This window comes from Pseudomonas sp. Au-Pse12, assembly GCF_021341665.1.
Taxonomy (GTDB): Bacteria; Pseudomonadota; Gammaproteobacteria; order Pseudomonadales; family Pseudomonadaceae; genus Aquipseudomonas.
Window position 1 is genome coordinate 1 of record NZ_JAJTTH010000014.1, and the last position, 20,770, is coordinate 20,770.

Consider the following 20,770-nt stretch of genomic DNA (forward strand, 5'->3'; position numbering starts at 1 on the left):
GACCGCAGCAACGGATATGTACCCCATCAAACTCGCCGTAAAGGCGAAACCGCCAGCCGCCACACCCGCAGCAACGGATATACCCCCCATCCCACTAACCACAACCCCAGACCTCCCCCTCAAACCACCTTGGGAATCTCCAACCCACGAATCACCGCCGGCCGCGCCACAAACTTGGCCAGCACCCGCTGCACATCCGGGAAACTGTCGATACCCACCAACCCACCCGCCTCATAAAACCCGATCAGATTGCGAATCCACGGAAAGGTCGCAATATCGGCAATGGTGTAGCGCTCGCCCATGATCCACTCACGCCCCTGCAGGTGCTTGTCCAGCACCCCCAGCAAACGCTTGGCCTCGTTCACGTAACGCTCCAGCGGCCGCTTGTCCTCGTATTCCTTGCCAGCGAATTTGTGGAAGAACCCCACCTGCCCGAACATCGGCCCGATGCCGCCCATCTGGAACATCAGCCACTGGATGGTTTCATAACGCGCCGCCGACTCCTGGGCCAGCAACTGCCCGCTCTTGTCCGCCAGGTAGATCAGGATCGCTCCCGATTCGAACAACGCCAGCGGCCGGTCGCCCGGGCCGTGGGGGTCGAGAATCGCCGGGATCTTGTTGTTCGGGCTGACGCTGAGGAACTCAGGGGTCATCTGGTCCTGGGTCTCGAAGCTGACCCGGTGCGCTTCGTACGGCAGGCCGATCTCTTCGAGCATGATCGAGACCTTGACCCCGTTGGGGGTCGGCAACGAGTACAGCTGAATCCACTCGGGGAATTGCGCAGGCCATTTCTGGGTAACGGCAAAGGCGGAAAGATCGCTCATGACAGGCTTCCAGTCTCAATCAAAGGGGGAGACGCCACAGAGGGGCAACAGCGGGGGATTATCCGCCGGGCTTTCTTAAATCGGCAACATGCAGCGCTTAAGCTGCGGGCAATCGAACCAAATGCCGTTCAGGGACTCAGAAACCACGGCCGCGACAGGCCACGCTCGATGACAGGGAACACCGGTTTGTCAGCCGCGCCCCATTGCCCCGAAGAATCGCCACCCCATGAAGCTGCTCCGCCGCCTTGCCCGCCCCTTCAAGCACCGCCGCTACCTGCCGCTGCCCGCCCTGTTGCTGGGCAGTGCCCTGTGCCTGTCGCTGGAGTCCAGCGTCAGCCGCGCGCAACCGGTGGACGGCACCCAGACCCTGGTGTTCCTGCGCCATGCGGAAAAGCCCGCCGGCGGCCTCGGCCAGCTCAACTGCCAGGGCCTGAACCGGGCCCTCGACCTGGCCACGTTGCTGCCGGAAAAATTCGGCAAGGCGCAGTACGTGTTCGCCGCCGACCCGACGCGCAATGTCGAGGAAGGCGAGCTGGACAACTCCTACAGCTACATCCGTCCGCTGATGACCATCAGCCCCAGCGCCATCAAGCTCGGCCTGCCGGTGAACATCGATTTTGCCGCCAACGACACCAGCGACCTGGCGGACGAGCTGCTGCATGACCGCTACCACAACGCGATCATCTACACCGCCTGGTCCCACGGTTACCTGCCCGAGCTGATCAACAAGGTCGCCGAAGAGGCGGTGGGCCAGAAGCACCCGATCACCGAGGATTGGGCCTCCAGCGACTTCGACTCGCTGTACGTGCTGACCCTGACCTGGCGCAACGGCAAGGCCAGCCTGCACAGCCAGAGCTACAAGCAGGGCCTGGACGGCGGCGAGCAGGATTGCCCGAGCTGATGGTTCCGGACTACAGGCGCCCTCCACCCCTGTAGCCGCTGCCGCAGGCTGCGAACGGCTCCGCAGGAGACGCCACGATCTTTAGGTTGCTGCGAGGTCGACAGGAAATCGCCAAGCAAGGCCCTGCGGGCCTTTGCGCAGCCTCGCTGACGCTCGGCAGCGGCTACAGTCCAATGCCGGACGAGATCGGTTCGCGGCGCACCGGCGCCAGCGGCTACAATTCGCGCTTATTGTCTTGTGCGGAATTCCCTTCATGTCCAACCTCGCCCCTACCCAGCCCACCCGCGGCTGGGCGTTCTGGTGCAAACCCCTGCTGTTCCTGCTCGTGGCCGCCATCGGCCTGTACTACGTGAAGTGGTCGCCCTACTACCTCAAGGCCTTTGTCGCCGCGGACAGCCACAGCATCGGCGCGTCGATCCTCAACGATCAGCAAAGCTCGCCCTGGAGCGCGGCCCTGGCCTATTCCCAGGTGTATTTCCTGGCGATCTGGAAAGCTGCGGTGCTGGCGGTGATCCTCGGCTCGTTGTTGCAGGTGCTGATTCCCCGGGACTGGCTGCTGCGCCTGTTCGGCCGCGCCGGTTTCGGCTCGACCCTGCGCGGCGGGCTGTTCGCCCTGCCGGGCATGATGTGTTCCTGCTGCGCCGCGCCGGTGGCCGCCGGGCTGCGGCGGCAGAAGGTTTCGGTGGGCGCGGCCCTGGCGTTCTGGATCGCCAACCCGGTGCTCAACCCGGCGACCCTGGTGTTCATGGGCTTTGTCCTGGGCTGGGGTTTCAGTGCCCTGCGCCTGGTGGCGGGCATCGTCCTGGTGCTCGGCGTGTCCCTGGTGGCGCAGCGGGTCGCCGGCCCCGAGCAACTGCCCGAAGCCGCGGTGGATGCGGTGGTGGAAGCCAGCACGGCGGACGACCAGCCGTTCCTCAGCCGCTGGGGCAAGACCCTGTGGCAACTGTTCTGGAGCACCATTCCGATCTACGTATTGGCGGTGCTGGCGCTGGGCGCGGCGCGGGTCTGGCTGTTCCCGCACATTGACGGCGCCATGGGCGACAGCCTGTGGTGGCTGGTGCCCCTGGCGATTGCCGGGACCTTGTTCGTGATCCCCACCGCAGCGGAGATTCCCATCGTCCAGACCATGATGACCCTGGGCCTGGGCACCGGGCCGGCGGTCGCCCTGCTGATGACCCTGCCGAGCGTCAGCCTGCCGTCGCTGCTGATGCTGCGCAAAGACTTCGATGCCCGGGTGCTGGTAACCGTGGCCGTGCTGACCATGTTGGTGGGGATTGTCTGCGGGTTGATGGGTGCGGCGTTACTCTAGAACACTGGCAGTCGAAGCTGATAAGTGACTCACATTGACACCCTCTGAAGCATGCAACTACATTTAGTCGCAAAAAAAAGAGGGTGCCGTGTCCAAGAACGATAAGCTTCTCGCCAAGTTACTTAACGAACGGGGGACCTTTTCCTGGCAGGAACTGGTCACTCTGCTAAAGCGCCTGGGTTACACGCCGTTGGAGGGCTCGGGCAGCCGGGTAAAATTCGACAATGGCGATCCCGGCGCAATGATCAACCTGCACAAACCGCACCCCGGTAATGAGCTGAAGGCCTATATACGCCGTCAAGTGATCGAACAACTGAAATCGGGAGGTCTCATACCGTGAACAACTTACTGCAGCACAAGGGCTATTTCGGCTCTATCGAAGTCAGTACCGAGGACAATTGCCTCTTTGGCAAACTTCAGTTCATAAGGGCCCTGATTAGCTATGAAGGGCAGACCGTGGCTGAACTCGAAGCGGCCTTCAAAGAGGCAGTAGACGACTATCTGGATACCTGTGAGCAATCGGGCACAGCACCCGAAATCCCTTGCAAAGGCTCGTTCAACGTTCGGGTAGGCCACGACCTTCATCTAGCGGCTGCCGTGGCCGCCACCCGGCAGAATGTATCGTTGAACGATCTGACCCGTCAGGCCCTGAACGAATACCTGCAACATCACCACTGATCGGTATCTCGTGGAGGCTCTGGCGTTCGTTGAGTGCTGGCCTCCAATGGAAATTCCTGCACGCCCCCCCGCATCGTCTTGAAACAAACAGGTCAGGGAATGCCATTCCCGAAACAAGAATTTTCGCTTTGTTTTGTAAGGCGCTTCCGAGAGTATCCCCAACGCCTTTAAGCGGCTTGCGCCCTTGGTTTTCGTCAGGCAGCCTCCCTGAGCCGCTGCACAATCAGCGACCCGGATGTGGAAGTCTGGAAGAGTCAAAGGTACATCGCCCTTAACGCGTAGGTACCCCTATGAAAAAGCTCGTCCCCGATCCACCCCGCCCGCTACGCGACCCCGAACTGGATCGCGCCAACGCCAGCCTGCTCGCCGCACTGAAACCTACCCAGGCACGCCCGTTCGGCCTGCGCGATGCCCAGGGCAATGCCCTGTTCAGCGTGCAACCGGGGGTCAACGCCGAAGAGGCCTTGAGGCACGTCGCCCTGCTGCTCAAGTGCGCCGAGGAGGTGTCCGATGAAATCACCGAGCGCGCCAGCGGCATCGAGCGTGGCCTGATCTGGTCCATGGTGCATTCCGTGGAAATGGCCCGGGCCGTGGTCGAGGCTTTGCTCGACCGTCCACGCCCTGCCCGCTGACGCCCGCGAGCACCGCGCGCTCAGGTGCTATGAGCGCGCGGATTGTTGAGCGCTAGCGCGAGGGCGACGGGCGCTGGCGCAGGTAATCGAGCACGGCGCCGTGGTCGCCGCTGAACTCGATCCGCGCGCCCTTGCTCTCGCGCTGGAAGGCATACATCGGGTCGTAGTATTCGCCCAGCAAGCCTTCGATCCAGGCCCGGTGCAGCTCCACATCGCCGCTGCGGGCCTGTTCCGCCAGCGCGGCTTCCATCAGCAGGAACAGGCGCTGGTGACGCTCGCCACCCAGGCGTTTGTGGATCTTGTTCAGGCTCTCCAGCAGGCGCTCGGCAAACAGCGCAAAACCTTCTTCGCCATGCACGGCCACGAACTCGGCGCTGAGGTTGACCACGTAATCGTCGAGGATGCGCTGCACCCGGCTGTCGAGGTGGTCTTCCAGCCAGACCATGGGCAAGCCCTGCATGCTCTGGTACAGCGGCAGCGGCAAGGCGCAGCTGCCGATCATGCGGTTTTCGTCTTCCAGGACAAAACCCCGCACGCCGCGCTCGCGCTTTTTCAGCAGGTCCACCGCCAGGCGGTTTTCGAAGTCGATGTTGCTCGGCTGCCCGGTGGCGCGCCGGCCAAAGCTGGAGCCGCGGTGGTTGGCGTGGCCTTCCAGGTCCAGGGCGTTGTCCAACTGGCCCAGCACTGCGGTCTTGCCGGTGCCGGTCATGCCCCCCAGCAGGACGAAATCACACTGCTGCAGGGCTTGCTCAGTGGTGTCCAGAAGGAAGGTACGCATGGCCTTGTAGCCGCCGCCGACCCGCGGGTAGTCGATGCCCGCCTCCTTGAGCCATTGCTGGACGATCTGCGAGCGCAGGCCGCCACGGAAGCAGTACAGCAGGCCGTCGGGGTGGGCCCGGGCGAAATCGGCCCAGGCCTGGATGCGCTGTTGCTTGATGTCCCCGGACACCAGTTGATGGCCCAGGACAATCGCCGCCTGCTGGCCCTGCTGCTTGTAGCAGGTGCCGACCCGCTGGCGTTCCTGGTCGGTCATCAGCGGCAGGTTGAGCACCCCGGGAAAGGCGCCCTTGATGAATTCGATCGGCGCGCGGGTGTCCATCATCGGCCGGTCGTTGAGGAAAATCTCGCGGTAGTCGGTGCAGTCCAGAGGCATCAGAACACCTCGACCGCGTGGCTCTGTCGCTCCACCAGTTCACCGATGGGCGCCAGTTCCAGGCCCAGCTCCGCCGCCAGGGCGAGGAACTCGGCATTGCCTTCAGGCGTCACCGCCACCAGCAGGCCGCCGCTGGTCTGTGGATCGCAGAGCACGCGTTTGTGCAGCTCCTGGACCCGGCCGATCTTCTCGGCGTAGCTGCTGTAGTTGCGCAAGGTGCCGCCGGGCACGCAGCCCTGGTCCAGGTAGTATTCGACGCCGGGCAGGCGTGGCACGCGGTCGTAGTGAATCTGTGCGGTGAGGCCGCTGCCATCGGCCATTTCCACCAGGTGCCCGAGCAGGCCGAAACCGGTGACGTCGGTCATCGCGGTCACCCCTTCGAGCTTGCCGAAACGGCTGCCGGGCTTGTTCAGGGTGCACATCCAGTCGCGGGCCAGGCCGATGTCGGCGTCGCGCAGCTTGCCCTTTTTCTCGGCGGTGGTGAGCACGCCGATCCCCAAGGGCTTGGTCAGGTACAGCAGGCAGCCGGCGGTCGCGGTGTCGTTGCGCTTCATGAAGCGCTTTTCCACCAGCCCGGTCACCGCCAGGCCGAAGATCGGCTCCGGCGCGTCGATGGAATGGCCGCCCGCCAGGGGAATGCCCGCCGCATCGCACACGGCGCGGCCGCCGCGGATCACTTCCCGGGCGATTTCCGGGGCCAGCACATTCACCGGCCAACCGAGAATGGCAATGGCCATCAGCGGGTCGCCGCCCATGGCGTAGATATCGCTGATGGCGTTGGTGGCGGCGATGCGGCCGAAGTCGAAGGGGTCGTCGACGATGGGCATGAAAAAGTCGGTGGTGGAGACCACGCCACGCTCTTCGTCGATGGCGTAGACCGCCGCGTCATCGCGCGAAGCGTTGCCGACCCAGAGCTTGGGGTCGAGGTTCTGTGCCCCGCTGCCGGCCAGGATCACCTCCAGCACCTGGGGTGAAATCTTGCAGCCGCAGCCGGCTCCGTGGCTGTACTGGGTCAGGCGAATCGGCTCGCTCATGGGGCACCTCGTCAAGTCTGGCTGGGTGGGAGAGTCTAACAGCAAGCCTCCTGCTGTGTGACTGAGCAGCAGTACCCCCGGCAAATAGCTTTCGAAACCGCGACGCTTCTCGCCAAAAGGCAGATTGACATCGCGTCTTGAGCCACGACAATCAGTTGCTGTTTTCAGGCCTGACATGGATGCCCATCAAGCCTCGTCATAACGATTGATCAACGCGCGCTGCCGAACAAGGATTGCTGATTTGAAAAGCCTACATAACTGCCTATCAACGGATCGACGCTATCGCGACTCCCCTGATATTGCCATCGAGCGCACACAACACGCCGTGGGTCAGGGTGGTTTTCACTCCTGCACCATTCGCGTACATGGCGAGCGCGCTTTTGAGTATGTTTTCGACTGCGGTACCAAATCCAGGGGGCCTGGCGAGACTGACATCAACGAGTTTCTGCAACAGCACATCCACAAGTACCAACCTGGCGACGGCATCATTGACGCTCTGTTCATTTCCCATCTAGACATCGACCACTATGAAGGAGCGCAGAAACTCTGCGCACTCAAGACCGTTTCACGTATTTATTTGCCGTACTTCACCATCGACGACATTCTGCTGGTATTTGCCACCCACGAAATCAGCGCGGACAGTCGCACGGCCGACTATTTGAACAATCTGAAGGAAATCGCAAATGGACGCCGCTCGTTGTTTGGCGCTCCCGTTACCATGATCGGCGCAGACCTACCGTCTGAAGAAGGTACGACTGAGGCGCCAAGTGATAATCCGCAACGCCTGAGGGCGGTACACATTGACGCAAACGACCAGAAGCGACCCATTTCCGGCAATCTACCCAATGGTGCGAACATTGGTCTGAGCTGCAGGGAAATCGTACTGCCCTGGATCCTGCGCCCGTGGAGCTATAAACAAACAGCCGCTGCCTTGAAAACGATGAGCCAAGCCGTCGATAAAATAGCCAGCCTGAAAAATCTGAAAGATCGCACCACCGCAATCACCGCCGCAGATCTGAGTGCGGTCAAAGAAAATGCCGCCACCTTGAAGAAACAGTGCGCCGAAATTCTCTTCGCGCAAACCGGGCTGCGCGCCGAGTCGAACAACTCCAACTCACCGTCAATATGCCTGTACAGCGGCCCTCAAGCCCGACTGACGCCGAACCGTGACTTCCGGTATGAGCGACGCGCAAGCCGCGACAAACGTCTGAGGAATAACCCCACCGGCTGGATAACCACTGGAGACTGCTTGATGAGCAAGCACTGGCGAGAGTTTCGCAAACACTTTGCCGATGTCTTGACCCATGTTGGCACCTATGTGGTGCCTCATCATGGCGCCGCCGGCAATCATAGCGTGGAGTTCGTCGACGCCATTCCTGGCCGCTTGGCGATCATCTGTGCCCGCTACACCTCAAGTCATCACCCCTCCAAGGCCGTGATGGACTGCTTACATGAAGTCGATGACCTGTGGCTGGTGGCTCACGAATACGCCAAACCGATCAGGGAACGAATTCATTTCAGCTTCTTTGAAGCCTATTGAGACCCAAGGTATCGGGCCTGTTCGACAGCGGCAAAACACTGAGCAGGCTCAGACCTGCCCGATCTCAGAAGGCGGCACAAGGCGCGCGCCTGCGCATAATCACTCGTCCTGGGAATGAACCGAGGCTTTCGCATGAAATTCACCACTCAGTCCATCGCCCGCAAACTCAAGTTCCACCAGTTGGTGGTGTTCGAACAGGTGCTGCAAAGCGGCTCGCTGGTGCGGGCTTCTCAGGCGCTGAACCTGACCCAGCCGGCGGTGACCAAGATCATTCACGAGCTGGAGTCCTACTTCGAAGCGCCGTTGCTGGTGCGCAGCAACCGCGGGGTGACCGCCACCGAGCTGGGCCAGGTGGTGGTGCAACGGGCCAAGTCGCTGCTGGCGGAACTGCGCGCCCTGACCGATGAGGTCAACGCCTTCCAGGAAGGCACCTCGGGGCATGTCATGGTCGGCACCCTGATCTCGGCCTCGACCTCGCTGCTGCCCCGGGCCATCCAACTGCTCAAGCAACGCGCGCCAGGGGTGCTGGTGTCATTGCGGGTCGGGCAGATGGACCAGCTGTTTCCGGCGCTGGCGGTGGGCGATGTCGACTTGGTGGTGGGCCGGGTGCCGGACGACTGGCACCGGCGCAGCGAGTCGCTGGAAGTCGACGTGCTGTACCGCGAGGACCTGAGCATCGTCGCTGGCGTCCACCACCCGTTGCACCAGCAAACCCCGGTCAGCCTCGAGCACCTGCACGCCTACCCCTGGGTGCTGCCGACCCGCGATTCGCTGCTGCGGCGCACCGCCGACCGGCTGTTCGCGGACAACGGTCTATCGACGCCGGACAATGTCGCCGAGTCGCTGTCGATCCTCACCAACATCACCCTGATGCAGGATCAGCGCACCGTGGCCCTGATGCCCTACGAGGCCTCATTGCAGTTCATCCAGGCCGGCATGCTCCAGGCGTTCGATCTGGGGACGCCGCTGCAGTTCGGCGACATCGGTTGCTTCTACGCCGCCCAGCGCCATCTGGGCCCGGCGGCCCGGCTGTTCCGCGAATGCCTGGACCTGGCCCGGGCAGAGACCGCCAACGGGCAAGCGCCGATCCAGGCTTTGCCCTGATATTCCAATTGCTAATAGTTAGCGGCCGATCTTTGATTATTCACTAATACCAGGCCTTCCTACACTCGCCCCGAAACCCATGTTTCGGAGGTTCAAGTGTCCACAGTCCTGCTGCGTCATTTCATCGACGGCGAGTTCGTCGCCAGCCCCACGACCTTTGCCAATGTCTCCCCGGTCGATGGCCAGGTGCTGGGCCAGGTCTGCGAGGCCGACCGGCCCCTGGTGGACCGCGCCGTGGCGGCGGCCAAGGCGGCGCAGTCCGGCCCCTGGGCCGCTTACAGCGCCAGCCAGCGCGCCGACCTGCTGCTGCGGATTGCCGAAGGTATCGAGGCCCGTTTCGAGGAGTTCGTCGCCGCCGAAGTCGCCGACACCGGGCGCCCGGTGCAGCAGGCGCGGACCCTGGACGTGGCCCGTGGCGTGCACAATTTCCGCACCTTCGCCGAGCTGCTGCGCCAGTCCGGCGGCGAAATCTTCGAGATGCGCGGCGCCGACGGCAATGACGTGTTCAGCTACAGCGTGCGCAAGCCCCACGGCGTGGTGGCGATCATCTCGCCGTGGAACCTGCCATTGCTGCTGCTCACCTGGAAAGTCGCCCCGGCCCTGGCCTGCGGCAACTCGGTGGTGGTCAAGCCTTCCGAAGACACCCCCTCCAGTGCCACCCTGCTGGCCGAAGTGATGCGCGACGCTGGGGTGCCGGCTGGCGTGTTCAACCTGGTGCACGGTTTCGGGCCGAATTCGGCCGGGGAATACCTCACCGCCCACCGCGACGTCGACGCCATCACCTTCACCGGCGAATCCCGTACCGGCGCCACCATCATGAAAGCCGCCGCCGAAGGCGTGCGCGAGGTGTCCTTCGAGCTGGGCGGCAAGAACGCCGCAGTGGTGTTCGCCGACTGCGACTTCGACGCCGCGGTGGCCGGGGTGCTGCGCTCCAGCTTCACCAACGCCGGGCAAGTGTGCCTGTGCTCGGAACGGGTCTACGTCGAACGGCCGATCTACCAGCGCTTCGTCGCCGCCCTCAAGGCCGGCGCCGAACAGTTGAAGATCGGCTACCCCGATGAAGACGGGGTGAACATGGGCTCGCTGATTTCCCACAAGCACCGGGACAAGGTCCTGGGCTACTTCCAGCTGGCCCTGGAGGAAGGCGCCACCCTGGTCACCGGCGGCGGCATTCCACAGTTCGGCGATGCCCGGGACCAGGGCGCCTACGTCCAGCCGACGATCTGGACCGACCTGCCGGACCACGCCCGCTGCCTGCGCGAAGAGGTGTTCGGCCCGGTCTGCCACATCGCCCCGTTCGACACCGAGGACGAAGTGCTGCAGCAGGTCAACGACAGCGCCTATGGCCTGGCCACGGCCCTGTGGACCCGCGACCTGAAGCGCGCCCATCAGCTGTCGCGGCGCTTTCGTGTGGGCATGGTCTGGGTCAACACCTGGTTCCTGCGCGACCTGCGCACGCCGTTCGGCGGCACCCGGCTCTCGGGCCTGGGGCGCGAAGGCGGCCGCCATTCCCTGGATTTCTACTCCGAGATCACCACCATCTGCGTCAACCCTTGAGGGGCACCCCGACATGCATGCAGACCTGATTGAAGCGGCGCACCAGCTGCGCCAGGCCCAGCTCAACGGCCAGCCCTGCGCCCCGGTGCGCGGGCTGATCGCCCAGGCTCGAACCGCCCAACCTCAGACCTCACTGGCCGACCTGGCCTACCAGGTGCAGCGCTACAACAACCTGGCGGCCATCGATGCCGGACGCCGCCCGGTGGGTCACAAGATCGGCCTGACCTCCCACGCCGTGCAACGGCAACTGGGGGTGGAGCAGCCGGACTTCGGCCAGCTGTTCGCCGACATGGCCCGCGGCGACGACCAGCCCATCGCCTGGAGCGACACCTGCCAGCCCAAGGTCGAGGCCGAGATCGCCCTGGTGCTGGAACGCGATCTGCCCCACGAGCGGCACACCCTGGCCGACCTGATCCGCGCCACGGCCTTCGCCCTGCCGGCCATCGAAATTGTCGGCAGCCGCATCGCCCAGTGGGACATCCAGCTGAGCGACACCATCGCCGACAACGCCTCCAGCGGCCTGTTCGTGCTCGGCAGCCGGCCGGTGCCGTTGCAACAGCTGGACCTGGTGCGCTGCGGCATGAGCCTGACCCGGGGCGGCGAGCCGGTGTCGGTCGGCGCCGGCGCCGCCTGCCTGGGCAACCCGTTGAACGCCGCCCTGTGGCTGGCCGACACCCAGGCCCGCCTGGGCACCCCACTGCGGGCCGGCGACATCCTCCTCACCGGTGCCCTCGGGCCCATGGTCGCGGTGCGGCCGGGGGATCGCTTCAGCGCACACATCCAGGGCCTGGGCAGCGTCAGCGCCAGTTTCGCCAGAACCCAATGAACCGGAGCCACTCATGAACACAACCCTCAAGGCCGCGATCATCGGTTCGGGCAACATCGGCACCGACCTGATGCTGAAAATCCTCCGCCAGGGCCAGCACCTGAGCCTCAGCGCCATGGTCGGCATCGACCCGGCCTCCGACGGCCTGGAGCGGGCCCGGCGCCTGGGCGTGGCCACCACCCACGAAGGCGTCGAAGGCCTGCTGCGCATGCCCGAGTTCGCCCACATCGACCTCGTTTTCGACGCCACCTCGGCCAGCGCCCACCGGCACCACGAGGCGCTGCTGCGCCAGGCCAAACCGAACATCCGCCTGATCGACCTGACCCCGGCGGCCATCGGCCCCTACTGCATTCCGGTGGTCAACCTGGAGCAACACCTGGGCAGCCTCAACCTGAACATGGTCACTTGCGGCGGCCAGGCGACCATTCCCATGGTCGCCGCGGTGTCCCGGGTGGCGCCGGTGCACTACGCCGAGATCGTCGCCTCGATTGCCAGCAAGTCCGCCGGCCCCGGCACCCGGGCCAATATCGACGAGTTCACCGAGACGACACGCCACGCCATCGAAACCCTCGGCGGCGCCACCCGGGGCAAGGCGATCATCGTCATGAACCCGGCCGAACCGCCGCTGATCATGCGCGACACGGTGCTGATGCTGTCGGCCGCCGCCGACCCGCAGGAGGTCGCCGCCTCCATCGCCGAGATGGCCGCGGCGGTGCAGGCCTATGTGCCCGGCTACCGGCTCAAGCAGCAGGTGCAGTTCGAGCCGATCCCGGCCTCGGCGCCGCTGCTGATCCCGGGCCTGGGGCGTTTCAGCGGGCTGAAAACCTCGGTGTTCCTGGAGGTCGAGGGCGCCGCCCATTACCTGCCCGCCTACGCCGGCAACCTCGACATCATGACCTGCGCCGCGCTGGCCACCGCCGAGCGCATGGCCCAGTCGCTGCTCAACTGCTGAAGGAGCCACGCCATGACCTCCACCTCCGGCAACAAGCTGTACATTTCCGACGTGACCCTGCGTGACGGCATGCACGCCATCCGCCACCAATACTCCCTGGATCAGGTCCAGGCCATTGCCCGGGCCCTGGACGCGGCCCGGGTCGACAGCATCGAAGTGGCCCACGGCGACGGCCTGCAAGGCTCCAGCTTCAACTACGGCTTCGGCGCCCACACCGACCTGGAGTGGATCGAAGCGGCGGCCGATGTGCTCGAACACGCGCGCATCGCCACCCTGCTGCTGCCCGGCATCGGCACCGTGCACGACCTCAAGGCCGCCTACCGGGCCGGCGCCCGGGTGGTGCGGGTGGCCACCCATTGCACCGAGGCCGATGTCTCGCGCCAGCACATCGAATGTGCCCGGGAGCTGGGCATGGACACCGTGGGTTTTCTGATGATGAGCCACATGACCAGCCCGGAGAACCTCGCCGTGCAGGCGCAGAAAATGGAAAGCTACGGCGCCACCTGCGTCTACGTGGTGGACTCCGGCGGCGCCATGAACATGCAGGACATCCGCCTGCGCTTTCGCGCCCTCAAGGCCGCACTCAAGCCGGACACCGCCACCGGCATGCACGCCCACCACAACCTCGGCCTGGGGGTGGCCAACTCCCTGGTGGCCGTGGAAGAAGGCTGCCAGCGCATCGACGCCAGCCTCGCCGGCATGGGCGCCGGGGCCGGCAATGCGCCGCTGGAAGTGTTCATCGCCGCCGCCGACAAGCTGGGCTGGAACCACGGCACCGACCTCTATCGCCTGATGGACGCCGCCGACGATCTGGTGCGCCCGCTGCAAGACCGGCCGGTGCGGGTCGACCGCGAAACCCTGGCCCTGGGCTACGCCGGGGTCTACTCCAGCTTCCTGCGCCACGCCGAACTGGCCGCCCACAAGTACGGCCTGAAAACCGTCGACATCCTGGTCGAGCTCGGCCGCCGGCGCATGGTCGGTGGCCAGGAAGACATGATCGTCGACGTCGCCCTCGACCTGCTCGCTGCCCGGGAGTCCCGCCCATGAACCTCGATCTTGCCCCCATTGCCTGTGCCCTGGATCAGGCCGCGCGCAACGCTCGCGCCCTGCCCCAGTTCAGCCGGCACACGCCCTTCAACCTGGAGCAGGCCTACCAGATCCAGCGTGCCTCCATGGCCCATCGCTACGCCGATGGCGAACGCATGATCGGCCTCAAGCTGGGCTTCACCAGCCGCGCCAAGATGCTGCAGATGGGCGTCGACAGCCTGATCTGGGGCTGGCTGACCGACGCCATGCTGGAAGAGGACGGCGGCCTGCTGAACCTGGATCGCTACATCCACCCCCGGGCCGAACCGGAGCTGTGCTTCCTCACCCGGCGCGCCATCGACCGGCCGCTGACCCAGCTCGAAGCCGTGGACTACCTGGAAGCCGTGGCCCCGGCCATCGAGATCATCGACTCGCGCTACGAGGCGTTCAAATTCAGCCTCGAAGACGTGGTGGCGGACAACTGCTCCTCGGCCGGGCTGGTGGTCGGCCCCTGGTCCCGGGATTTTTCCGCCCTGGCCAACGCCGGGGTGCTGATGCGCCTGGACGGTGCCCTGGTGGAGGCCGGTTCGACTGCGGCGATCCTCGGCCATCCGCTGCGCAGCCTGGTGCACGCCTCGCAACTGCTGGCCCGGGCCGAGATCAGCCTGCCCGCCGGCAGCCTGATCATGGCCGGCGCCGCCACCGCCGCCGTAGCCCTGACACCCGGCGCGCACCTGTCGGTGGAGATCAATGGCTACGGCGAATGCGCCTTCACCTGCACCGGCCAGGCACAAGGAGCAGGCTCATGACCGCCAATCGCGCCACCCTGGTGCCGGGCAAGGCCAAGCCCCGCGGCCGCTTCCCCCACATCAAGCGTGCCGGCGACCTGCTGTTCATCTCCGGCACCAGCTCGCGGCGCCCGGACAACAGCTTCGACGGCGTCGACGTGGACGAACTGGGCACCACCTGCCTGGACATTCGCGCCCAGACCCGGGCGGTGATCGAGAACATCCGCGATATCCTCGCCAGCGAAAACGCCGGCCTCCAGGACCTGGTGGACATCAGCGCCTTCCTGGTGGATATGAACGATTTCGGCCCCTACAACCAGGTCTACGCCGAGTACTTCGACGAACAGGGGCCGACCCGCACCACCGTGGCCGTGCATCAGTTGCCACACCCGCACCTGCGCATCGAAATCAAGGCGGTGGCCTACGCCCCGCTCAATCGCCGAGAACAATAACAATGGACAAGCACCACTACAGCGCGCCGCTGAACTTCAACCGTTGGCTGGATGAACACGCCCACCTGCTGCAACCGCCTGTGGGCAACCGCCAGGTGTGGCAGGACGCCGACTTCATGGTCACCGTGGTCGGCGGCCCTAACCAGCGCACCGACTTCCACGACGACCCCATGGAAGAGTTCTTCTACCAGTTCAAGGGCAATGCCTACCTGAACATCTGGGACCGCGGACGCTACGAGCGCATCGACCTGCGCGAGGGCGACATCTACCTGATGGCGCCCCACGTCATCCATTCCCCCCAGCGCCCGGAAGCCGGCAGCCTGTGCCTGGTGGTGGAGCGCCAGCGGCCCAAGGGCCTGCTGGATGCGCTGCAATGGTCCTGCGCCCGCTGCGGCACGCTGATCCAGCGCTATGAAATGCAGTTGCACAGCATCGTCAACGACCTGCCGCCGGTCTATGAGCAGTTCTACGCCACCAGCCAGGAGCAGCGCCGCTGCACCGGCTGCGGCGAAATCCACCCGGGCCGCGACTGGCAGACCTGGCACCACACCCTCAAGGCGGCGACCCCCTTATGAAAATCGACATGCACTCGCACTTCTTCCCCGACATCAGCCAGGCCGAGGCCGCACGCCTGGACCCGGTGCGCGCGCCCTGGCTGCACAAGGACGGCGCCCGGGGCCAGATCATGGTCGGCGACCGCGCCTTTCGCCCGGTGCACGACGTGCTCTGGGACCCGGCGCGGCGTGTCGAGCACCTGGACGAGCAAGGCCTGGACCTGCAGATCATGTGCGCCACGCCGGTGATGTTCGCCTACGACGCGCCCATCGAACGGGCCCTGCCCTGGGCCCGGCTGATGAACGATCGGGCCATGGCCATGACCGCCGGGCACGAACGGCGGCTCAAGGTCCTGGCCCAGGTGCCGCTGCAGGACCTGGACGCGGCCTGCGCCGAAGCCAGCCGGGCCCAGGCCATCGGCCACGTGGGCGTACAGATCGGCAACCACGTGGGCAATCACGACCTGGACCACGACCACCTGGTGACCTTTCTCGACCATTGCGGGCGCAACAACATCCCGGTGCTGGTGCACCCCTGGGACATGATGGGCGGCGAGCGCATGCGCAAGTGGATGCTGCCGTGGCTGGTGGCGATGCCGGCGGAAACCCAGCTGGGGATTCTGTCGCTGATCCTCTCCGGAGCCTTCGAGCGGCTGCCCGAATCGCTGCGTATCTGCTTCGCCCACGGCGGTGGCGGCTTCGCCTTTCTGCTGGGCCGGGTGGACAACGCCTGGCGCCACCGCGACATCGTCCGCGAAGACTGCCCGCAGTTGCCGTCCAGCTACGTCAAACGCTTCTTTGTCGACTCGGCGGTGTTCGATCCCGGTGCCCTGAAACTGCTGGTGGAGGTCATGGGCAGCGAACGGGTGATGCTCGGCTCGGACTCACCCTTCCCCCTCGGCGAACAGCGCATCGGCAGCGGCATAACCGAGCACCCGACCCTCGCCGAGGCCGACAAGGCACGCCTGCTCGGCGGCAACGCCCAGGCCTTTTTCAACCTGAACTGAGTGCCCGCACTCAGCCCCCCATCCCCCTCGCTGCACCCGTCACCGTGGTCATCCGGCGGGCACCCCATGCCCGCCTCGAACAAAACCTATAAACGGAGCCACCCATGTACGAGCGAACGCAACACCTCAGTGAACTCATCGACCGCAGCCCTGTGTCACCCCTGCAAATGCGGGTGCTATTGCTGTGCTTCCTGATCGTGCTGCTGGACGGTTTCGACACGGCCGCCATCGGCTACATCGCCCCGGAGCTGATCCAGCACTGGAACATCGAGCGGGCACAACTGGCCCCGGCCTTCGGCGCCGGGTTGTTCGGCATGCTCCTGGGCAGCTTCTGCTTCGGCCCCCTGGCCGACCGCCACGGACGCAAGACCGTGCTGCTGGCCTGCGTGGCGATCTTCGCCCTGGGCACCCTGGCCTCGGCCCTCTCGCCGAACATCGAAGTGCTGAGCCTGCTGCGCTTTATCACCGGCATCGGCCTGGGGGGCGTGCTGCCCAACTGCATCACCCTCAGCTCGGAATACTCCCCGGCACGCCGGCGCATGCTGCTGGTGACCCTGAGCTATTCAGGCTTCACCCTGGGCCTGGCGCTGGGCGGCGCGGTGGCCGGCGCGCTGCTGCCTCGGGTGGGCTGGCAGGGGCTGCTGCTGATCGGCGGCCTGGCGCCCTTGCTGCTGTTGCCGGTGCTGTACCTGGCCCTGCCGGAGTCGGTGTGCTTCATGGCCAACAGCCCGCGGCACGCCGACGCCCTGCGCCGGATCGTCACCCGGATCAGCGGCCAGTCCGACTGGGAACGCGTCCGGCTGGTGGGCGATAGCGGCGAGACCGGCGCACGCTCGCCGCTTTCAGCGTTGTTCAGCCCCGGCCAGCTGGCCCGCACCCTGCTGCTGTGGCTGACCTTCTTCTGCTGCCTGTTCGTGTTCTACCTGCTGACCAACTGGCTGCCCACGGTGCTGCGGGCCAGCGGCTACGACACCGGCGGCGCGGCACGGATCAGCGCCATGATCCCCTTTGGCGGCGTACTCGGCGGCATCGCCATGGCCCTGCTGATGGACCGCATCGGCGCCCTGCGCATCCTGCCCTGGCTGTGCCTGATCGCCGCCTGCGCCCTGGCCCTGACCGGCAGCCAACTGCACAGCGCCGCCGGCACCCTGGCGATCGTGTTCCTGGCCGGCTTCAGCCTGACCGGCACCCTGAACAACCTCAGCGTCGTCGCCGCCACCCTCTACCCCACCCCGTCCCGGGCCACCGGCGTGGCCTGGGCGCTGGCGGCCGGCCGCGCCGGTTCCATCGTCGGCTCGCTGCTCGGTGGCTGGCTGTTCACCCACGCTGGCGACCTGCAGCACTTCTTTGCCTGGATCGCGGTGCCGGTGGTGTTGGCGGGGGTGGCGCTGGGCGCGATGCAGCGTCTGGGGCAACCGACCCCAGAGCCGGCGAGCAGCGCCGTGGAGCTGGACTGAGCACGAGCACGCGCTTGCGTCCCATAGCACAAAGCCGCGCCTCCTTTAGGGGGCGCGGCTTTACCTGTTCAGGCAGGGTTGAGTCAAAAAATATCGATCGGGTAATCGGTAATCAGCCGGAACTCATCGATGTTGCCCTCGCCCTGCGCCACATTGGCCCGGTGCCAGGTCTGGCGCAGGCGAAAGCTCAGGTCCTTCAGCGGACCGTTCTGCACCACATAGCGCGCCTCAAGGTTGATCTCGCGGTGCACGCCGTCCCGGCCATACATCCCGGCGTAGGCGCTGCCTGCCGGAGTGTGCGTGCCGTCGATGCCGGAGCCGCGCAGGTAGCGGGTCATCAGGTTCCAGCCGGGCATGCCGTAGCCGGCCAGCGACAGGTCGTAGCGCAGTTGCCAGGAGCGTTCGTTGGGGCCGTTGAAGTCCGAATACTGCACCGAGTTGGGCAGGTAGATCGAGGCGCCCTGGTCACGGCCATTGCGGCCGTTGCGGTCCAGGTCGCCCACGCCCAAGTAGTCGAACGGGGTATTGCCGTCGACGTTCTGCAGCGCCAGGGTCAGGCGATGGGCGCCCAGGCCATAGAACACCGAGGCGCCCAGGGTGGTGTTGTCGATGGCGCCGGCTCTGGCCCGACCGGTGTCGAGGGTGCGGTAGAGGTTGAGGTCGAAACCGGCCTGCCGGCCTTGCCCCAGGTCGGTACGGCCATTGAGGTTGGCGTAGTACTGGTTCCAGATGTCGGCGAAACGCGCCGCATAGAAGCTCGCGCCCAGGTCCGGGGTGAACCGGTACTGGCCGCCCAGGTAGTCCACCGAGGGGGTGGTGACGCCGGCATAGAAGGCCCAGAGATCGCCGTTGCTGTTGGTGGTGACGTGGCCGGTGGCCGAGGTGAAATGCCCGGCCTGCAGCGTGAGCGGGTCCAGTTCCTGGCTGTCCAGGGCAAAGCCGGTGGCGGTTTCCGGGATCAGCCGGTTGTGGCCAACGGCGAACACCGGGGTGTCCACCGACTGTTCGCCAAAACGCAGCACGCTGTTGGAGACCTTCAATTTCAGCGCGGCCCCGGCCTTGGAATATTCGTCCGCCGGCTTGCCGTTGTCGTGGATCGGCAGGTTGTAGGTGCCGGTCTTGCCCCCGGAGGCATCCAGCTTGAGCCCGAGAGTGGCGAAGGCATCCACGCCGACGCCGACCGTGCCCTGGGTGAACCCGGATTCGAAGCGGCCGATAAAGCCCTGGGTCCAGTCCTTGCGGTCGGCACGGCCGTCCTGGACGCTGCGGTTGAGGTAGTAGTTGCGGGCCAGGATGCGTAGGTGGCTGTCCTCGATGAAACCGGCCTGCCCTTCTTCGGACGCGTGGGCGGTCCAGGGCAGGCAACCCAGCAGCGGCAACAGCAATAGCGGTGAATGGCGCGTGACGTCAGACATGGCAAAACCCTTGGTGGATTATTGTTTTTGTGGGGCGGGGTACAGGGCTGGACAGTGTCCAAAGCCCACGCAGGAGCCGGCTTGCCGGCCCCTGCACACGGGGTTGCCCCGAGGCTCAGGGACGCAGTGGCAACGGCTTGGGCGCCGCGGCGTCCAGCGGGCGCTTGCCGCGAAAGCGCAGGTAGTAGATCAACAGGATCAGCGCCAGGAACGGCAGCCCGCAGACCAGGGTCAGGAAGAACTGCTCGGTGAACAGCGTGGTGATCATCACCGCCAGCATCAGCAACAGCCCTCCCAGGCTGGTCCAGGGGTAACCCCAGAGCTTGAACGCCAGGGGTTCCGGGCCCTGTTGCCGGCGAAAGAACAGGTGGGTGAGAAAGATCCCGGCCCAGGTGAACATGGCGCCGAACATGGCGATCGACATCATCAAAGTGAAGGCCTGGTCGGCGTAGGCCAGGTACAGCAAGGTGGCCAGGGCAATCCCCAGGGACGACAGCAGCAGCGCCGCCAGGGGCACGCCGTTGCGGCTCAGGCGCCCGAACAGCGCCGGCGCCTGGCCGGCCCGGGACAGGCTGAACATCAGGCGCGTGGTGATGTACAGCTGGCTGTTCATCGCCGACAGCGCCGCCACCAGGATCACCGCGTTGATCACCCCGCCGGCATAGGGAATGCCGGTGGCGGCCATGACCATGACGAAGGGGCTTTCGCCACCGGTGTTGCGGCTCCAGGGCACGATGGCCAGGACCAGGGCAATGGTCAGCAGGTAGAACACCACCAGGCGCACCACGGTGATGCGAAAGGCCCGGGTTACCGCACGTTCCGGGTCCTTGGCCTCGCCCGCGGCCACGGCGATCATCTCGATGCTCAAGTAACTGAAGAACGCCACGATCACCGCCACCCAGGTGCCCCAGGCGCCGTGGGGAAAGAAGCCGCCGTCGTTGCTGTAGTTGGCCAGGCCGATCCCGGAGCCGGGCGCCGCGCCGTACACCACCCAGGCCCCGAGCAGGATGAACACCAGGATGGCGCACAGCTTGAGCAGCGAGAACACATACTCGATGCCGCCGAACACCTTGACGCTGAAGGCGTTGGCCAGGATCAGCGCCAGGGAGAAACCCAGCATCCAGTAACCGCCGGGGACGTCCGGGTACCAGTACTTCATGTACATCGCCGCGGCGGTGATTTCCGTGCCCACGGCAAACACGATGGAGGCCCAGTAGGCGTAGCGGATGGCAAAGCCGAACCAGGGCGCCACGTAGAATTCGGCGAACGAGCCGAACGAGCCGGACGTCGGATGGCGCACGGTCATTTCCGCCAGGCAGCCCATCAGCAGCAGCGCGATCACCGCGCCGATGGCGTAGCTCAGCAGCACGCTGGGGCCGGCAAAGCCGATGGCGAAACTGCTGCCCAGGAACAGCCCGGTGCCGATCGCCCCGCCGATCGCGATCATCGACAGCTGGCCACTGCTCAGGCTTTGCTTGAGGCCTTGTTCACGGTCTGCCACTTGTTTGAAGGTGCGTATTGTTTTTGTCATGACACTCTTGCTCCAAGGCTGGGCACGGGG

The 20,770-nt window shown here is 65.3% G+C and carries 21 protein-coding genes; 16 read left to right on the top strand and 5 right to left on the bottom strand.

What is annotated here, in order from left to right; all coding sequences use genetic code 11:
• Positions 1 to 119: 119 nt before the first annotated feature.
• The gene (locus LXM55_RS28830) at positions 120 to 824 is read right to left on the bottom strand and encodes a glutathione binding-like protein (RefSeq protein ID WP_233323524.1); all 705 of its coding nucleotides are present in this window, start codon (positions 822 to 824) and stop codon (positions 120 to 122) included.
• 226 nt (positions 825 to 1,050) lie between these two features.
• Here LXM55_RS28830 and LXM55_RS28835 point away from each other — a divergent pair, with 226 nt between their 5' ends.
• The 5 genes from LXM55_RS28835 to LXM55_RS28855 all read left to right on the top strand — a co-directional run bounded on the left by LXM55_RS28835 (position 1,051) and on the right by LXM55_RS28855 (position 4,344).
• Positions 1,051 to 1,725 (top strand): histidine phosphatase family protein, encoded by a 675-nt coding sequence (locus LXM55_RS28835; protein WP_233323525.1) that lies wholly within the window; start codon positions 1,051 to 1,053, stop codon positions 1,723 to 1,725.
• Between the two features lie 253 nt (positions 1,726 to 1,978).
• Positions 1,979 to 3,034 carry a permease gene (locus tag LXM55_RS28840; protein ID WP_233323526.1) on the top strand — a complete coding sequence of 352 codons (1,056 nt, stop codon included), beginning with the start codon at positions 1,979 to 1,981 and terminating at the stop codon, positions 3,032 to 3,034.
• Between the two features lie 88 nt (positions 3,035 to 3,122).
• Positions 3,123 to 3,374 (top strand): type II toxin-antitoxin system HicA family toxin, encoded by a 252-nt coding sequence (locus LXM55_RS28845; RefSeq protein WP_233323527.1) that lies wholly within the window; start codon positions 3,123 to 3,125, stop codon positions 3,372 to 3,374.
• Positions 3,371 to 3,712, top strand: coding sequence for a type II toxin-antitoxin system HicB family antitoxin (locus LXM55_RS28850; protein ID WP_233323528.1), 342 nt, complete (start codon positions 3,371 to 3,373; stop codon positions 3,710 to 3,712). The genes LXM55_RS28845 and LXM55_RS28850 overlap by 4 nt, the downstream gene beginning before the upstream one ends.
• Before the next feature lie 290 nt (positions 3,713 to 4,002).
• Positions 4,003 to 4,344, top strand: a complete 342-nt coding sequence (locus LXM55_RS28855) for a DUF6124 family protein (protein ID WP_233323529.1) — start codon at positions 4,003 to 4,005, stop codon at positions 4,342 to 4,344.
• A gap of 52 nt (positions 4,345 to 4,396) precedes the next feature.
• Here LXM55_RS28855 and mnmH read toward each other — a convergent pair whose 3' ends face one another.
• Positions 4,397 to 5,497, bottom strand: a complete 1,101-nt coding sequence (gene mnmH / locus LXM55_RS28860; protein ID WP_233323530.1) for a tRNA 2-selenouridine(34) synthase MnmH — start codon at positions 5,495 to 5,497, stop codon at positions 4,397 to 4,399.
• Positions 5,497 to 6,531 (bottom strand): selenide, water dikinase SelD, encoded by a 1,035-nt coding sequence (gene selD / locus LXM55_RS28865; protein ID WP_060838607.1) that lies wholly within the window; start codon positions 6,529 to 6,531, stop codon positions 5,497 to 5,499. The genes mnmH and selD overlap by 1 nt, the downstream gene beginning before the upstream one ends.
• Before the next feature lie 241 nt (positions 6,532 to 6,772).
• On the opposite strand from selD, the gene LXM55_RS28870 reads away from it, so the two are divergent.
• The 11 genes from LXM55_RS28870 (at position 6,773) to LXM55_RS28920 (ending at position 17,794) form a co-directional block, all read left to right on the top strand.
• The gene (locus LXM55_RS28870; protein WP_233323531.1) at positions 6,773 to 8,071 is read left to right on the top strand and encodes a hypothetical protein; all 1,299 of its coding nucleotides are present in this window, start codon (positions 6,773 to 6,775) and stop codon (positions 8,069 to 8,071) included.
• Positions 8,072 to 8,203: 132 nt separating this feature from the next.
• A complete protein-coding gene (locus LXM55_RS28875) occupies positions 8,204 to 9,175 on the top strand; it encodes a LysR substrate-binding domain-containing protein (RefSeq protein WP_233323532.1) in 972 nt (323 codons plus the stop codon).
• 96 nt (positions 9,176 to 9,271) lie between these two features.
• The gene (locus LXM55_RS28880; protein ID WP_233323533.1) at positions 9,272 to 10,732 is read left to right on the top strand and encodes a 2-hydroxymuconic semialdehyde dehydrogenase; all 1,461 of its coding nucleotides are present in this window, start codon (positions 9,272 to 9,274) and stop codon (positions 10,730 to 10,732) included.
• A 13-nt stretch (positions 10,733 to 10,745) separates the two neighbouring features.
• Positions 10,746 to 11,558 carry a 2-keto-4-pentenoate hydratase gene (locus LXM55_RS28885; RefSeq protein ID WP_233323534.1) on the top strand — a complete coding sequence of 271 codons (813 nt, stop codon included), beginning with the start codon at positions 10,746 to 10,748 and terminating at the stop codon, positions 11,556 to 11,558.
• 13 nt (positions 11,559 to 11,571) lie between these two features.
• A complete protein-coding gene (locus LXM55_RS28890) occupies positions 11,572 to 12,510 on the top strand; it encodes an acetaldehyde dehydrogenase (acetylating) (RefSeq protein WP_233323535.1) in 939 nt (312 codons plus the stop codon).
• Between the two features lie 12 nt (positions 12,511 to 12,522).
• Positions 12,523 to 13,557, top strand: coding sequence for a 4-hydroxy-2-oxovalerate aldolase (dmpG, locus tag LXM55_RS28895; RefSeq protein ID WP_233323536.1), 1,035 nt, complete (start codon positions 12,523 to 12,525; stop codon positions 13,555 to 13,557).
• On the top strand, positions 13,554 to 14,345 hold the full coding sequence (locus LXM55_RS28900; RefSeq protein WP_233323537.1) for a 2-keto-4-pentenoate hydratase: 792 nt from the start codon (positions 13,554 to 13,556) through the stop codon (positions 14,343 to 14,345). Before dmpG ends, LXM55_RS28900 begins: the two co-directional genes overlap by 4 nt.
• Positions 14,342 to 14,776 carry a RidA family protein gene (locus LXM55_RS28905; protein ID WP_233323538.1) on the top strand — a complete coding sequence of 145 codons (435 nt, stop codon included), beginning with the start codon at positions 14,342 to 14,344 and terminating at the stop codon, positions 14,774 to 14,776. Before LXM55_RS28900 ends, LXM55_RS28905 begins: the two co-directional genes overlap by 4 nt.
• Before the next feature lie 2 nt (positions 14,777 to 14,778).
• Complete coding sequence (locus LXM55_RS28910) at positions 14,779 to 15,351, top strand: 3-hydroxyanthranilate 3,4-dioxygenase (RefSeq protein ID WP_233323539.1); 573 nt, start codon at positions 14,779 to 14,781, stop codon at positions 15,349 to 15,351.
• On the top strand, positions 15,348 to 16,337 hold the full coding sequence (locus tag LXM55_RS28915; protein ID WP_233323540.1) for an amidohydrolase family protein: 990 nt from the start codon (positions 15,348 to 15,350) through the stop codon (positions 16,335 to 16,337). The genes LXM55_RS28910 and LXM55_RS28915 overlap by 4 nt, the downstream gene beginning before the upstream one ends.
• A 104-nt stretch (positions 16,338 to 16,441) precedes the next feature.
• Positions 16,442 to 17,794 carry an MFS transporter gene (locus LXM55_RS28920; RefSeq protein ID WP_233323541.1) on the top strand — a complete coding sequence of 451 codons (1,353 nt, stop codon included), beginning with the start codon at positions 16,442 to 16,444 and terminating at the stop codon, positions 17,792 to 17,794.
• Positions 17,795 to 17,877: 83 nt separating this feature from the next.
• Here LXM55_RS28920 and LXM55_RS28925 read toward each other — a convergent pair whose 3' ends face one another.
• Positions 17,878 to 19,209 (bottom strand): OprD family porin, encoded by a 1,332-nt coding sequence (locus tag LXM55_RS28925; protein WP_233323542.1) that lies wholly within the window; start codon positions 19,207 to 19,209, stop codon positions 17,878 to 17,880.
• A gap of 115 nt (positions 19,210 to 19,324) precedes the next feature.
• Positions 19,325 to 20,740, bottom strand: coding sequence for an amino acid permease (locus tag LXM55_RS28930; RefSeq protein ID WP_233323543.1), 1,416 nt, complete (start codon positions 20,738 to 20,740; stop codon positions 19,325 to 19,327).
• Positions 20,741 to 20,770: the final 30 nt, after the last annotated feature.